The 15,428-nt window shown below is 60.2% G+C and carries 11 protein-coding genes; 5 read left to right on the top strand and 6 right to left on the bottom strand.

Annotated elements, in window-relative coordinates; all coding sequences use genetic code 11:
* Positions 1-11: 11 nt before the first annotated feature.
* Complete coding sequence (locus tag QZR14_RS01055; protein WP_311995642.1) at positions 12-995, top strand: zinc-dependent alcohol dehydrogenase family protein; 984 nt, start codon at positions 12-14, stop codon at positions 993-995.
* Positions 996-1,074: 79 nt separating this feature from the next.
* Here QZR14_RS01055 and QZR14_RS01050 read toward each other — a convergent pair whose 3' ends face one another.
* The 3 genes from QZR14_RS01050 to QZR14_RS01040 form a co-directional block, all read right to left on the bottom strand.
* Positions 1,075-1,998, bottom strand: coding sequence for a universal stress protein (locus QZR14_RS01050; protein ID WP_311995641.1), 924 nt, complete (start codon positions 1,996-1,998; stop codon positions 1,075-1,077).
* 160 nt (positions 1,999-2,158) lie between these two features.
* Complete coding sequence (locus QZR14_RS01045; protein ID WP_311995640.1) at positions 2,159-3,400, bottom strand: MgtC/SapB family protein; 1,242 nt, start codon at positions 3,398-3,400, stop codon at positions 2,159-2,161.
* 56 nt (positions 3,401-3,456) lie between these two features.
* The gene (locus tag QZR14_RS01040; RefSeq protein ID WP_250605232.1) at positions 3,457-3,675 is read right to left on the bottom strand and encodes a hypothetical protein; all 219 of its coding nucleotides are present in this window, start codon (positions 3,673-3,675) and stop codon (positions 3,457-3,459) included.
* Between the two features lie 370 nt (positions 3,676-4,045).
* On the opposite strand from QZR14_RS01040, the gene QZR14_RS01035 reads away from it, so the two are divergent.
* From QZR14_RS01035 to QZR14_RS01020, 4 genes are all read left to right on the top strand, one after another.
* Positions 4,046-5,785, top strand: a complete 1,740-nt coding sequence (locus QZR14_RS01035) for a dipeptidase (protein ID WP_311995639.1) — start codon at positions 4,046-4,048, stop codon at positions 5,783-5,785.
* Positions 5,786-6,056: 271 nt separating this feature from the next.
* Entirely contained in the window at positions 6,057-7,310 is a 1,254-nt protein-coding gene (mexE, locus tag QZR14_RS01030; protein ID WP_250605234.1) for a multidrug efflux RND transporter periplasmic adaptor subunit MexE, read from the top strand.
* A gap of 15 nt (positions 7,311-7,325) precedes the next feature.
* The gene (locus QZR14_RS01025; RefSeq protein WP_250605235.1) at positions 7,326-10,505 is read left to right on the top strand and encodes an efflux RND transporter permease subunit; all 3,180 of its coding nucleotides are present in this window, start codon (positions 7,326-7,328) and stop codon (positions 10,503-10,505) included.
* Positions 10,502-11,923 (top strand): efflux transporter outer membrane subunit, encoded by a 1,422-nt coding sequence (locus tag QZR14_RS01020; RefSeq protein ID WP_250605236.1) that lies wholly within the window; start codon positions 10,502-10,504, stop codon positions 11,921-11,923. The genes QZR14_RS01025 and QZR14_RS01020 overlap by 4 nt, the downstream gene beginning before the upstream one ends.
* Positions 11,924-12,129: 206 nt before the next feature.
* Here the strand turns inward: QZR14_RS01020 and QZR14_RS01015 are convergent, their stop codons facing one another.
* Genes QZR14_RS01015 through QZR14_RS01005 form a run of 3 tightly spaced genes read right to left on the bottom strand, consistent with a single transcriptional unit; the run spans position 12,130 to position 15,404 of the window.
* On the bottom strand, positions 12,130-13,074 hold the full coding sequence (locus QZR14_RS01015) for an HlyD family secretion protein (RefSeq protein WP_311995638.1): 945 nt from the start codon (positions 13,072-13,074) through the stop codon (positions 12,130-12,132).
* A gap of 4 nt (positions 13,075-13,078) precedes the next feature.
* On the bottom strand, positions 13,079-13,279 hold the full coding sequence (locus QZR14_RS01010; protein WP_016987298.1) for a DUF1656 domain-containing protein: 201 nt from the start codon (positions 13,277-13,279) through the stop codon (positions 13,079-13,081).
* Positions 13,269-15,404, bottom strand: coding sequence for an FUSC family protein (locus QZR14_RS01005; RefSeq protein WP_311995637.1), 2,136 nt, complete (start codon positions 15,402-15,404; stop codon positions 13,269-13,271). Before QZR14_RS01005 ends, QZR14_RS01010 begins: the two co-directional genes overlap by 11 nt.
* Positions 15,405-15,428 lie beyond the last annotated feature (24 nt).

Here is a 15,428-nt window from a genome sequence, read left to right as displayed (position 1 = left end):
GAGCTTTGAACATGCGCGCCATGGTTCTACATGCTCCCGGCCAGCCGTTGCAATGCGAAGAGCGCTCTGTTCCCACAGCCGCCCCCGATCAGATCCTCCTCAAAGTACTGGCCTGCGGGGTGTGCCGCACTGACCTGCATTTGCTCGATGGTGAATTGCCCCAAGCTGTGTACCCAAGGGTGCCGGGCCATGAAATCGTTGGTGAAGTCACGGCGGTGGGCCAAGACATCACGCCTGAGTGGATCGGCCGACGAGTCGGCGTGCCCTGGCTGGGCTGGACGTGCGGCGTGTGCGAGTTCTGTCGTTCGGGTCGTGAGAACCTGTGCGATCAGGCGCGGTTCACCGGTTGTCATCTGGACGGTGGCTACGCTGAATACACGGTTGCCGATCCGCGCTTCTGCTTTGCCCTTCCCGAGTCCCTTTCAGACCAGCAAGCCGCGCCCCTGCTGTGTGCCGGGCTGATCGGCTTTCGTGCATTGCAAATGGCTCGCGGCGCTGAGCATCTGGGGCTCTACGGGTTTGGCGCGGCGGCGCACCTGGCGATTCAGGTCGCGCTCGGGCGTGGTCAGAAGGTCTACGCGTTTACCCGCCCCGAGGACGACATCGGACAAGCCTATGCCCGTTCACTGGGTGCCGAATGGGCGGGGCCGTCCGACCAGCCGCCACCACACTTGCTCGACGCCAGCCTGATATTCGCCCCGGTGGGCGCACTGGTGCCGGCAGCGCTGGCAGTGACGGCCAAGGGTGGCTGTGTGGTCTGCGCCGGGATCCACATGAGCGACATCCCGGCGTTCCCGTATCGTTTGTTGTGGGGTGAGCGCAGTGTCCGCTCGGTCGCCAACCTGACCCGCGAAGACGGCACTGCGTTTTTCCAGGAGCTACGCCACACTCCCGTGCACTGCGACATCACCCGATTTGCCCTAGAGGACGCCAACCAGGCCCTGGCGGTTTTACGAGCGGGGCAATTCAACGGTGCAATCGTGCTCACGCCGTGACGGCTGGTCTGACCGCCAGAATGCTCCCCGGCAACGAATACCGCGCACACTCGGCACCGGCGCTGAGGGCCGGCAAGGTTCAGGACTGCAATGTCTGTTGCGGTTTGATCGCCAGCACACTGCACGGCGCTCGATGCAGCAACTGTTCGGCGGTGGTACCCAGTAACTTGCTCAGCCCGTGGTGCTGCACCGTGCCCATCACGATGACGTCAATCTGCTGCTCGACGGCGAACTCGCAAATACTCGGTACCGGCGCGCCCTCGATAAAATGCCGGCGCGAGTCCGGTACGCCGTGACGTTCAGCCAGCGCCGCAAACGCCTCATGCTGCGCGCTGCCCTGCGCTTCATAGATACCGGTTGCTAACGGCAAGGCGCCGAACCCCATATCCGTGGCGTAAACCGCCGCCCAGTCATACACATGCACCAGTTCGAGCCTGGCATCACATTGCTCAGCCAGCCGGGTGGCGGCATTGAGGATCTGGTCGTTGAACAGGCAATCCTGTTCTTCGCTACGCATGACATCGACGATGGCCAGTACATTGCGTGGCCGTGGATGCGTGTCGTCGGTCACCAAGTGCACTGGCACGGGGCAGTCGCGCAACAGCTGCCAATCCAGTGGTGTGTAAAAAATCCGCTCCAGCGCGGACTCGTGCCGGGCATCCTTGATGATCAACATCACCGGCATTTCGTTGACGAACTGCAGAATCTCGGCAAACGGATCATGAACCCAGACCACCTCAGTGGTGACCTTGATGTGATGCCTTTCAAGCAGTGACGCCTGCTCTGTGAGCCACTGACGATGGGTGTGCAGATAACCATCGCGGGCCAGGCGGATTTGCTCAGGGGCAAACAGGCCTGCCACCGCCAGCGCTTGCACATAGTCAAAGGCCACGATGTGCAGCGGCAGTTGCATCGCCTGCGCCAGTGCAGCGGCGCGCTCAAACGCCGGCGTGCGCTCCATGGCTGGAGGAGCGATCAACAGTAAACGCTGAGTTTGCGACATGGGGCACCTCGGCACGCGGCCAACAGAAGGAATAGGCCTTCAGCGTGAACGATGCGGCCGCCAGCCAATTGATTTTTGTCAGCAACAGTCCGGATTGTGACCCGAGCCAGAATCCCTGCCGCATCCGCCTTTTCGAGCCCGGTTGCGAGCCGGCCTGCGATCAGAGCAACAAGGTGCCCGCCCACATCGCCAGCGTCAGTAATAGCTGGCCCGGGATCACATAGGCGGCGAAGCGTTTGCCGCCACTGATCCAGGCCACCACACACTTGCTCACCGAGTTACTGCTGACGGCAATCAGTGCGGGCGCGGCTATGGCGTCATAGGGCAACTGTCCCGCTTTGGCCAGGCTCGCCACAGAAGCCGTAGCGGAGTGCGCATCGGCAAAGCCTGTGAGTGTCGCTGTGAGCATCACACCCACCTCACCAAAGTGGCTGAGCATTGCCGATGACAGCACCGTGATGCTGGTGATAGTCAGGGTCACGATCAAGGCGAGTTTGAGGTTGAACGCTTTGGCCGTCTTGATCGGTTCACGTTGAGTGCCCCGCGTCGGGTCGGGAAACATCAGGCAGGCGCCATACAACGCTGTTGCCACCAGTCCGAAACACAACGGCGCCCACAGGCTGCGCAACAAGCCCGGATCAACCGTGGCGAGGATCAGCCCGACCTGAATCACCGTGGCGAGATTGGACAGAATAGCGGCGGCGCTGAGGATTCTAATGTTGTCCGGCTCATGGGCAACCCGCTGGCCCATGGTGGCGATCGTCAAGGTACTGGAAGCGAACCCGGAGGCTATTGCACTGATGACATAGCCATAGCGTGAGCCCAACGCTCGCACGGCGATATGACCCGTCGCGCCCACCAGCATCAGCAACACCGTCAGGGTGCAAACAGTGCGTAAATTGATCGCCGCATACGGGCCGACGTAACGATCCGGTGCCAATGGCAGCACCACCAGGGCTGCGATCAGCAAGACCAGGCCGTCGCGCATTTCAGCCTCGCTCAACTGGCTATTGGCAAAGTGATGGAGTTTTTCGCGATACGTCAGCAGCCCCGCAATCACCACCGCGAGGGCGATCGCCAGCGCCGGCGCGCTGGCGCACAACGCGCCCAAGACCAACACCGTGAGTAACGCAACCTCGCTGGTCACGCCGGGGTCATCACTGAGACTGCGCCAGTACGCGACGCTGATCAGCAACGTCACACAGACCGCCATGATCCCCAACAACAGGCCGCCGCCGACCTGCAGCGCCACATACCCCAGCAACGCGGTAATGGCGAACGTGCGCAAGCCCGCGCAATGTCGCGCGTCGCCGGTGCCCTTGTGCCGTTCACGCTCAAGCCCGATGAGCATGCCGATCCCCAGTGCCATCGCGGCATCCGACAGATCGAATACTTCACTCATGACGTGGCCTGTCCTGCAGGGCTTTTACGCGCTGCTCTGTGCTTGACTCAACGGGTTCACACAAGGCTTGCGACGCCCACACGACGAGCCCTGAATGGCTCCGTCAACAACGTCTGGCCTAAGGTGGCGGGCCAGACATGCGGCGCGTCGATACGAGCCTGAAGCCGATCGACGAAGTCTTGTGCAGTTTGCTGATGCTTGAAGCTCACTTCCCAGTCATCCAGATGCACGACCCAGCCATGGGGTGCCTGTCTCTCGGTAATCTTGATGTTCATGGAAAGCCTCGGTAGAAACGGCTGACGAATGAAACGACAACCCATCAAGCCCAATTCAGATCACGACTTGCAGAGTGGCCATGGTGACTTTTCCCTGCGCCAGCGGCGCAGGTGAGTTCAGCACAGGATCAGAGTGTGGGCCGGGACTGCAGGCCGGAAGTTGATAATCGTCAACTATCCGCGCAAGAACGGCAGCGCCCGAGGCTGCCTGCCCGGGCTTTTTCATTTGTGCGCCGCTTTTGCGTTTTTGTGCGACAGATCTCTTTCTGAACTCCCGCAAGGCTCTGGCACGGTGTTAGTTTGTAAATGTATGTGTATCAACGTTGAGACACACCTTTCTAAACTGCCCTGCAAAGGAATGCCCTTCGTAATGAATGTCCCTTTCAAGCAATTGGCTGCCACCACCTTGATGCTGGCCGGTCTTTCCGTGTTCACGGCGCCCGCGCAAGCCAATATCACCCCACAACAGAGCGCTGAAATCCTCAAGACCTACAGCGCCGACAAAACCACCGATTTCCACCAGTTCCTCGGCAATCTGGGCAAGAACGATCTGGCAAAAACTGCCGACATCGGCCCGGCCATTAGTGCTTTTCTCGACAGCAAGACGTTGAACGCCGACCAGCAGAACGAAATCTATCGATTGCTGGGGATCTACACGCGTGCGAAGTACAGCGCTGCCGCCACTGAAACCCTGCGCGAACTGGTGGAAATCCCGACTTATCGCAAGGACGGCGTTGAGCAGCACGACAACCCGGAATTCATCAAGATCGCGGCAAAGATCCAGAGCCTGGCCGAGTCGTTCAATCTGAAATTCCGCAACATCGACAATCGCGTCTACGAGATCTCCCTCGACGGCAGCGGTGATGAAGTCGTGGGCATTCATGCGCACGCCGACGTGGTGCCGGTGACGCCGGAAAACTGGGTGCTCAAGGATGGCACCCGCCTCGACCCGTTCAAGATCACCCTGATCGGCGATCGCATGTACGGTCGCGGCACCGAGGATGACAAGAACGGTATCGTCGTCACGCTCTATGCGATGAAAGTCATCAAGGAAGAAAAACTGCCGCTGGTGCGCAATTTCAAGCTGCTGGTCGACACCACCGAAGAAACAACAGGCGATGCGATTCCGTACTACTTCGAACGCAATCCGACGCCGAACTACAACCTCGCACTGGATGGTGGCTACCCGGTGGTGATTGCCGAGAAAGGCTACGGCACCGTCATGGCTAACTTTGCCAAACGCAAAGGTGAAGGCAAAGGTGCGGAAATCATCGCGATGACCGGTGGTCTGGCGACCAACCAGATTCCCTCGGCGTCAGTCGCCACGCTGGTGACCGACAAGCCAGCCGAACTGGCTGCCAGTTTGCAGAAAGCCGGCGCCGAATACGCCAAGCGCAACGGTGGCAACTTCGAAGTGAGCGCCAAGGTCGATGGCCAGGACGTCAAGCTGACGGTGACCGGTGTGTCCGCGCACTCCTCCGAGCCCGAGTCCGGGGTCAATCCGGTGGCGCGCATGCTCGACTTCATCAATAGCGTTGATGGCAAGGTCGCGCTCAAGCACAACCACATCACCGATGCCGCGCGTTATGTCGCCGATAACTGGGGTCTGGATTACCTCGGCAACAAACTGGGTGTCGGTTTCTCCGATGCGTTCATGGGGCCGCTGACAACATCGCCGACCTACGTTGGCATGGACGAAAAAGCCTTCAAACTCGCGGTCAACCTGCGCGTTCCGAAGGGCAAGTCGCCGGAGAAGCTCAAGGCTGAAATTGCTGAGAAACTGGCGGCGTGGAGCAAGAAGAGCGACGTAGCCGTTGCCTTCGACTATTCGATCGCCGAGCCGATGTACCGCAACCCTGAGGGTGAGTGGGTCAAGGCGCTGTTGGCGGTGTCGACTGAAAACCTCGGCATGAAACACGAATTTGGCACCTCTGCTGGCGCCACCTCGGTGCATGAACTGCCGAACGGCGTGCAATTCGGTCTGGCCATGCCAGATGTGAAGTACACCGGTCACACCGATGGCGAGTTCAAGACTGTCGAGCAATTCCAGCTGGATCTGCAGATCGTGACTGAAATGATCGGACGCATCGGCCAGTTGCCGAAACTCTGAAGCTTGTGTGGCGAGGGTGCCAGCTCCCTCGCCACAGTTATTAATCCCCGCGTAATCCTCGCCGCGCAGCCTCGCTCCTGACTTTTGCACATCGGGCAACACAGAATTGCCCCGAAGAGATTGATAGCCACCTAACGAAAGGTGCATGCTAGAGGGCTCGTTCGGGTCTTATATCATTCCGAATGATAGTTACCTTTGCTTCATTCGATTCGTGCCATCACACCCCGCCGAGCATCATCCGCCCATCTTCAATACATTGGCGGATGCATCCATGGAACAGTCACTCAAACATTTGCGCTTCCCGTTGGCCATGTTGGCCGTACTGGTGATGAGCGCCTGCGGCAAGACTCCGGAGACTGCCGCCACCCTGCCTGCTGCGAAAGTCAGCGTGGCCAAGGTGTTGGAACAACCGGTCAACGAGTGGGACGAATTCACCGGGCGCCTCGAAGCGCCGGAAACCGTTGAAATCCGTCCACGGGTCTCCGGCCAGATTGACGCGGTGGCTTTCACTGAAGGCGCTCTGGTCAAGAAAGGCGACCTGCTGTTCCAGATCGATCCGCGTCCGTTCCAGGCTGAGGTACGCCGCCTCGAAGCCCTGGTTGCCCAGTCCCGCGCCAATGCCACCCGCAGTGAAAACGAAGCCGGTCGTGGCGAACGCCTGCGTGCCAGCAACGCCATTTCCGCCGAACTGGCCGACTCGCGCACCAGCGCTGCCCAAGAAGCCCGCGCCGCCGTCGGTGCCCTGCAAGCGCAACTGGACCTGGCCAAACTGAACCTCAGCTTCACCCGCGTGACCGCGCCAATCAGTGGTCGCGTCAGCCGTGCCGAGATCACCGCCGGTAACCTGGTGACCGCCGACACCACCCCGCTGACCAGTGTGGTTTCTACCGACCGTGTTTATGCCTACTTCGACGCCGACGAGCGTGTATTCCTCAAATACACCCAACTCGCCCGCAACGGTCAGCGCGGCGCTACCACCCCGGTGTACATGGGGCTGTCCAACGAAGACGGCAACCCGCACCTCGGTCAGATGAACTTCGTCGACAACCAAGTCAACCCGAAGACCGGCACCATCCGTGGTCGCGCAGTGTTCGACAACAGCGCCGGCACCTACACCCCGGGCCTGTATGCACGCCTGAAACTGGTCGGCAGCGGCACCTACAACGCCATGCTGATCAATGACGAAGCGGTCGGCACAGACCTGGGCAAGAAGTTCGTACTGGTGATGGATGCTGACAACAAAACCGCGTACCGCGCCGTTGAACTGGGTCCGAAAATCGAAGGCCTGCGCATCGTCCGTACCGGCCTGAACAAGGACGACACGATCATCGTCAAGGGTCTGCAACGGGTTCGTCCTGGCTCCCCGGTCACCCCTGAAGTGGTGCCGATGGCCAGCGAACAGACCATCGCGGCACTCGCTCAACAACGTCAAGCGCTGGAAGCCAGCAACCTGCCCAAAGTCGCCCCTGCCAAAGGCGCGTCCGGTTCGGTTGTGAAGCTGGCTGCTACGACCCCACGCGGTTAAGGGACGACAACTCCGATGAATTTTTCCCAATTCTTCATTTCACGGCCGATCTTCGCAGCGGTGCTGTCGCTGTTGATCCTGATCGCCGGTGCGATCTCGCTGTTCCAGCTGCCGATCAGCGAATACCCGGAAGTCGTGCCGCCAACCGTGGTGGTACGTGCCAACTTCCCGGGCGCCAACCCTAAAGTCATCGGTGAAACCGTGGCCGCTCCGCTGGAGCAGGCCATCACCGGCGTCGAGAACATGCTGTACATGTCCTCGCAATCGACCGCCGACGGCAAGATCACCCTGACCATCACCTTCGCCCTGGGCACTGACCTGGACAACGCGCAGGTGCAGGTGCAAAACCGGGTGACCCGTACCGAGCCGAAGCTTCCCGAGGAAGTGACGCGCATCGGTATCACCGTCGACAAAGCCTCGCCCGACCTGACCATGGTTGTGCACTTGACCTCCCCGGACAAGCGCTACGACATGCTCTACCTGTCCAACTACGCGATCCTCAACATCAAGGATGAGCTGGCTCGTCTGAACGGTGTTGGTGATGTGCAGTTGTTTGGTATGGGCGATTACTCGCTGCGGGTCTGGCTTGATCCGAACAAGACTGCTTCGCGCAATCTGACTGCGACGGATGTGGTCACCGCAATTCGTGAACAGAACCGTCAGGTCGCTGCCGGTCAATTGGGTGCGCCCCCTGCCCCCAATGCCCAAAGCTTCCAGCTGTCGGTCAACACGCAGGGCCGTCTGGTCAGCGAGGAAGAATTCGAGAACATCGTCATTCGCGCAGGCGACAACGGTGAAATCACTCGCCTCAAAGACATCGCTCGCGTCGAGCTGGGCTCCAGCCAATACGCCCTGCGTTCGTTGCTGGACAATCAGCCGGCAGTGGCCATTCCGATCTTCCAGCGTCCAGGCTCCAATGCCATCGACATCTCGAACGATGTTCGCGGAAAAATGGACGAGCTGAAGAAAAACTTCCCGCAAGGCATGGACTACAGCATTGTCTATGACCCGACGATCTTCGTACGCGGTTCGATCGAGGCGGTGGTTCACACCCTCTTCGAAGCGCTGATCCTCGTGGTACTGGTGGTGATCCTGTTCCTGCAGACCTGGCGCGCCTCGATCATTCCGTTGGTGGCGGTGCCGGTATCGCTGATCGGTACGTTTGCGGTCATGCACCTGTTTGGCTTCTCGCTCAACGCGTTGTCACTGTTCGGCCTGGTACTGGCCATCGGTATCGTGGTGGACGACGCCATCGTGGTGGTGGAGAACGTCGAACGGAACATCGAACTCGGACTGACACCGGTCGAAGCGACCAAACGGGCGATGCGAGAAGTGACCGGCCCGATCATCGCAACGGCACTGGTGCTGTGTGCGGTGTTTGTTCCGGCGGCGTTCATCTCCGGCCTCACCGGGCAGTTCTACAAGCAGTTCGCACTGACCATCGCTATTTCGACCGTGATCTCGGCGTTCAACTCGCTGACCCTGTCGCCAGCGCTGGCCGCCGTGTTGCTGAAAAGCCATGACGCACCGAAAGACCGCTTCTCCAAGGTGCTCGACAAGATCTTTGGTGGCTGGTTGTTCCGTCCGTTCAATCGTTTCTTCGATCGTGCCAGCCATGGCTACGTCGGCACCGTGCGCCGGGTTATCCGTGGCAGTGGCATCGCCCTGCTGCTGTACGCAGGCCTGATGGTGCTGACCTTCTTCGGTTTCTCCAGCACGCCGACCGGTTTCGTACCTGGCCAGGACAAGCAATACCTGGTGGCCTTCGCGCAACTGCCGGACGCCGCGAGCCTGGATCGCACCGAAGAAGTCATCAAGCGCATGTCCGACATGGCGCTGAAACAGCCAGGCGTGGAAAGCGCCGTTGCGTTCCCGGGTCTGTCGATCAACGGCTTCACCAACAGCCCGAACGCCGGCATCGTGTTCGTGACCCTGAAACCGTTCGACGAGCGTAAAGACCCGAGCATGTCCGCCGGTGCAATTGCCGGTGCCTTGAACGGCCAATACGCGAACATTCAAGAGGCGTACATGGCGATCTTCCCGCCACCGCCGGTACAAGGTCTGGGCACCATTGGTGGTTTCCGCCTGCAAATCGAAGACCGGGGCAACCTGGGCTACGACGAGCTGTACAAAGAAACCATGAACATCATCAACAAGAGCCACAGCGTGCCGGAACTGGCAGGCCTGTTCACCAGCTACACCGTGAACGTGCCGCAGGTCGATGCCGCCATCGACCGTGAGAAAGCCAAGACCCACGGCGTGGCCGTCAGCGACATCTTCGACACCCTGCAGATCTATCTGGGTTCGTTGTATGCCAACGACTTCAACCGCTTCGGGCGCACCTATCAGGTCAACGTTCAGGCCGAGCAACAATTCCGCCTTGAATCCGACCAGATCGGTCAACTGAAAGTGCGTAACAACAAAGGCGAAATGATCCCGCTGGCGACCTTCATCAAGGTCAGCGACACCTCCGGCCCGGATCGTGTAATGCACTACAACGGCTTCATCACCGCAGAAATCAACGGCGCCGCAGCCCCCGGCTACAGCTCCGGTCAGGCTGAGAAAGCCATCGAGAAACTGCTGAAAGATGAACTGCCGAACGGCATGACCTACGAGTGGACCGACCTGACCTACCAGCAGATTCTGTCCGGCAACACTGCGCTGTTCGTGTTCCCGCTTTGCGTACTGCTGGCGTTCCTGGTGCTCGCCGCTCAATACGAAAGCTGGAGCCTGCCACTGGCGGTGATCCTGATCGTACCGATGACCCTGCTGTCGGCCATTACCGGCGTGATCATCTCGGGCGGTGACAACAACATCTTCACCCAGATCGGTTTGATCGTACTGGTGGGACTTGCCTGTAAGAACGCGATTCTGATCGTCGAGTTCGCCAAGGACAAACAGGAAGAAGGCCTCGACCCGCTCGCAGCGGTACTGGAAGCCTGCCGTCTGCGTCTGCGGCCGATCCTGATGACTTCCTTCGCGTTCATCATGGGTGTGGTGCCACTGGTGTTCTCCAGCGGTGCCGGTGCCGAGATGCGTCACGCCATGGGTGTGGCGGTGTTCTCCGGGATGCTCGGGGTGACCTTCTTCGGTCTGTTGCTGACGCCAGTGTTCTACGTACTGATCCGTAACTTCGTTGAACGCAGTGAGGCCCGCAAAGCGGCCAAGGCCATGAAACTGGAGGCGCAACAATGAGTCTGAAAGTCTTCCTGCCGAGTCTGCTGGTGCTGGCACTCAGTGCCTGCGCCGTCGGCCCCGACTACAAGACCCCAGCCACGGAGGCGGCCAATATCACGGCCGCCACCGACGGCGCCGCCGGGCAAAAGAACTTCGACCGTTCGAAATTCGAAGGCATCTGGTGGCAGCAATTCGACGATCCGACCCTAAACCAGTTGGTGACCCAATCGCTGCAAGGCAACCGTGAACTGCGCGTGGCATTTGCCCGCTGGAAAGCCGCCCGGGCGATCCGCGACGACGCCAGCAACGATGCAATGCCAACCATCACCAGCCGCGCCAGCAGTGACCTGGCCAAGGGCCAAATCCCCGGCCAGACCACCGACCGGGTCAATAGCGAGCGCTATGACCTCGGTCTGGACATGGCCTGGGAACTGGATTTGTTCGGGCGCATCCAGCGCAATCTGGAAGCCAGCGACGCCGACCAGCAATCCGCCGAAGCCGATCTGTATCAGCTGCAAGTCACCATGATTGCCGAACTGGTGGACGCTTACGGTCAACTGCGTGGCGCACAATTGCGCGAAAAGATTGCCGTGGCCAACCTGAACAACCAGCAGGAATCGCGCAAGATCACCATCAGCCTGCGTGATGCCGGTGTGGGCGATCAGCTTGATGTCGAACGGGCCGATGCGCGTCTGGCCAACGTTGAAGCCACTGTGCCGCAGTTGCAGGCGGAACAGGTTCGGCAGAAAAACCGTATCGCCACCCTTCTGGGTGAGCGTCCGGACAAACTGACCGTCGATCTGAGTCCAAAAGACTTGCCGGCGATTGCCAAGGCCTTGCCGATCGGTGACCCAGGTGAGCTGCTACAGCGTCGCCCGGACATCCTCAGCGCTGAACGCAAACTGGCTTCGGCCACGGCGCGCATCGGCGTGGCAAAAGCCGATCTGTTCCCCCGGGTCAGCCTCAGTGGCTTCCTCGGCTGGACAGCCGGACGGGGTTCGCAAATCGGTTCCTCGGCGGCCAACGCCTGGGCACTCGGCCCGAGCATCACGTGGGCAGCGTTCGACCTAGGCAGCGTGCGTGCCCGTTTGCGCGGCGCCGATGCGGATGCCGAAGGCGCACTGGCGACTTACGAGCAACAAGTGCTGCTGGCGCTGGAAGAGTCGGAAAACGCTTTCAGCGATTACGGCAAACGCCAGCAACGCCTGATCTCGCTGATCCGTCAAAGCGAATCGAGCCGCAAGGCTGCCGACCTGGCTGAAATCCGCTATCGCGAAGGCACGACTGACTTCCTCGTGCTGCTCGACGCACAGCGTGAACGGTTGAACGCCGAAGACAGCCAGGCCCAGGCCGAAGTCGACCTGTATCGCGGCATTGTCGCGATCTACAAAGCCCTTGGCGGCGGCTGGCAACCGGAGACAGTCGCCAGCAAGTAAACGATTGTTAAAGAGCTCCTTTGGTTGGCCGCAACCAACCAAATTTTTTGCCCCGCGTATCATTCGGTCGCGGGGTTTTTTTATGCCTCGCCACATCACCCGAACGCCACTGTTCCCCTGTAGGAGCTGCCGAAGGCTGCGATCTTTTGACTTGCCTTTAAAAGAGCAGATCAAAAGATCGCAGCCGTCGGCAGCTCCTACATGGATCAGTTTTCCAGCACAGTGACGGTGGCCGTGGTGCCCGCACGCAGGCGGTTTTTGCCGGCGTAGTCGCCATCGATTTCGATCCGCACCGGCACCCGCTGCGCAAGTTTCACCCAGGTGTAACTCGGATTGATGTTGGCCAGCAGGCGGCTGCCCGGCGCGTTCTCGCGGTCGGCAATGGCGAAGGCAATGCTTTGCACCGTGCCACCGAACGTCTCCCCGCTCATCAGTTGCACCCGTACCCTGTCGCCCTCATCGATGCGCGGCAGTTTGGTTTCTTCGAAGTAACCACTGACGTAGAACGAATCACTGTCGACCAAGGCCAATAACGCGCCACCGGCCACCGCGTAATCGCCCTGACGGGTCAGCAGGTTTGTGACATAGCCACTGACCGGGGACTCGACGCGGGTGCGCTGCAAGTCCAGTTCGGCCTGGGTCAATGCAGCAATTGCCAGTTGCACGTTGGCCTCGGCCAGGCCCAGATTGGCTTGATTGCGTAACAGGTCCGCCTGGGCCACCGCCACATCGGTACTGGATTTCTCCCACTCCTCACCGGAAATCGCAAAACCCTGCTTGAGCGTACGCCGACGACGCTCTTCGCTCTGCCGCTGCTTGAGCAAGGCTTCACTGGCCACAATTGCCGCTTGCGACTGGCCCAGCGTAGCTTTCGCCACTTCCACCGAACGCCGCGAATGCTCCACGGCGAGGCGGTAGCGCGCCGGGTCGATCTCCATCAACAGCTGCCCCTTATCAACGTGCTGGTTGTCCTGCACGAGCAGACTGACAATGCGCCCCGAAACATCCGCCGACAGCGTCACCACATCGGCCCTGACCCGGGCGTCACGAGTCCACGGCGCGCGGGTGTAATGCTCCCAGGCAAACCAGCCGAGCACGATCGCTAGCAACACCACTGCCAATGTGATCAATCGCGTGAATAGCACTCTCAAGGCATCAGGCTCCCATCAGCAAAATCAGCGTGGCACACACGCAGGCATACAAGGCGCCTTCGAACAGTGCCTCATGCCAGACCAGACGTAATACGCCGAGGCGCCGCAATCCCCAGTCCAGCACCATGAATATCGGGATGGCTAACAATAACGCCTGGGCAATGGGCGGCAGATAGACACCGCCGATTTCAAAATCAATGGGCAAGGGCTGCTTCTCCTTCCGGAACAGAACGCTGAATCGCGTCACCGTGGCGCTGCAGGAATGACACGATGATCAGCAGCGCCACACGCATACGAAACAGTGACCAGACATGCTCATGACTGGCGACGTGCAGTTCGTCCAGTTCGTCGCCCAATGTGTCCAGGGAGGCCATTAATGGCGCCAGTTGCACATCCTGCCGCCCGGCGACATAGCGCCCGGTCTTGCGCACGGCCGAAGCCAGGCGTTGATTGAAGGCGTCCGACAGCAGCGCATTGTTGCGTGCCTGCTGCCGCAGCTGATGCATCGCCACACCCAAAGCCACGCAAGCGAGGCTGATTTCATACAGTTGCTGCATGGCGCGGCTATTCGCTGCCGGCAGCAGACCGAGCATGCTGGTCAGGCGATCAACCATGCGACTTTCAAAGGCGAACTGTTGTTCATCGGTCGCGGGAGTTTTGGTCAGCGCATAAACCTGCTCGCGCGCTTCGTTATACAAACGGCGAAGACGCCATGCCGGGCGAAACGGGAAAATCCACGCATAAACGATCAGCGCAAGCATTGCCGCGCTGACATAGGCGCCGGCAAATTCGAACCATTGAATCGCCGTGTTCTGCCCGGTACCGACATTCTGCGGGCCGAGCATCAGGAAACTCGATAACCCCAGCCCCATGCCGATCCCCGCTGTCGCCGGACTGGCCAGACCGATTGCGATCACATACAGCAGCGGCGCCAGTAGCAATGCCAGCAGCTCGAAATCACTGATGGCCGGCACCAGCATGAATTGATAGAGCGCTGAAACCACCAGCGCCAGCCCCAGACCTCGGGCGTAACTCTGCGCGGCCATCAGCGGACGCGGGAACGTGGCCATCAGCGAGCAGAGGATTCCCACCAGAATCATCCCGCCCCGCGCGCCGTCCCACGCGGTTTCGATCCAGATCAAACCGGCGACCAGCAACGCAGTGAACGCCCGGATCGCATTCATCGACGCCAGGGTGAAATCCAGATGCAGCGGGCTGGCCTGACCGCGATAAAGACAACTGGCCTCGCGCCCTTCCTGAATGGCATCGCTCAGTTCAAGAATCTGCTCCAGTTGCTGTAGCAGCCGCGCCTGTTCCCAGCGCAGCGCCCAGGCCAGCGAGCGCAAGGTGGCGCTCATGTTTTCAGTCAACTGCTCAGCCTGATACGCCAACGCCTCGAACTGTTGCTGCAGTTTGATGAAGTGCTGACGTGCGGGTTCGGGCAGCGCTCGCCCCTGCTCCGCCAACTGGTCGAGTAGCGAAAGTTCTTCGGCGCGCAAGCGCTGGATGTCCAGCGGCAGATCACCCTCCCAGCGCTCTGCAAGCAGCTCGCGCTGATGACGCAACACGGTCAATCGTGAGGTCAACAGCATCAGTTGATTGCCTAACAGCAGCACCAGATGGTTGGCGCTGCGCAAGCGTGGCGCATCGAAATACAAGTGCCGCCGCAGCCCTTCAAGGGCGCTGATCTCGCCGAGCAGTTGCATTTGCCGGGCCTGGAACCCGGCCTCGCTTTCTTCCGTGCGAAGCACCGCCGCGGCGTGGCTGGCGGCCAGTTTGATCACCTGATCGACTTTGGCGAAATAGCCCTTGGCAACCGCTTGCGGGCGCGCCGTCAGCAGGCTGACCACACACACGCACGCCACGGCCAGCAAGGTTTCGGTGACGCGGGTAACCGCCAACAGAAACGTGCCGTCCTGATCGGGAATTGCCAATAACGCCACGACTACAGCGGTGTAGCCGCTGAGCACAAACGCTTGCGAACTGGTGTAACGCAGCAATGTGCCGCCGGCTGTACACAGCGCCAGCCACAGGGCCAGGGTGGTGATGAATGGCAGCGGAGCCTGGGGAAAGATCGCCATGATCAACACCGCAACCGCCGCCCCGAGCGTCGTGCCGATCACCTGACCGAAACTGCGTGCCAGCGCCATCCCGGCCAGCGGCTGACTGACAATGACCACCGCCATGATCGACCACTTGGGTTGATCGAGATCGAACAAAAACGCCAGATACAACGTCAGCAACCCCGCCGCGATGGTTCGCAGAGCAAACAGCAGGACCGCCTGACCGGGATGGATCACGGCCTTGAAGTAATTGAACAGGGCTTGCATGGGCACTCTCATCGAAGCAACTTG

The sequence above is a fragment of the Pseudomonas sp. rhizo66 genome (assembly GCF_031931925.1).
Classification (GTDB): domain Bacteria; phylum Pseudomonadota; class Gammaproteobacteria; order Pseudomonadales; family Pseudomonadaceae; genus Aquipseudomonas.
The sequence above is the reverse complement of the archived record's forward strand: the minus strand, read 5'-3'. Positions and strand labels throughout refer to the sequence as shown.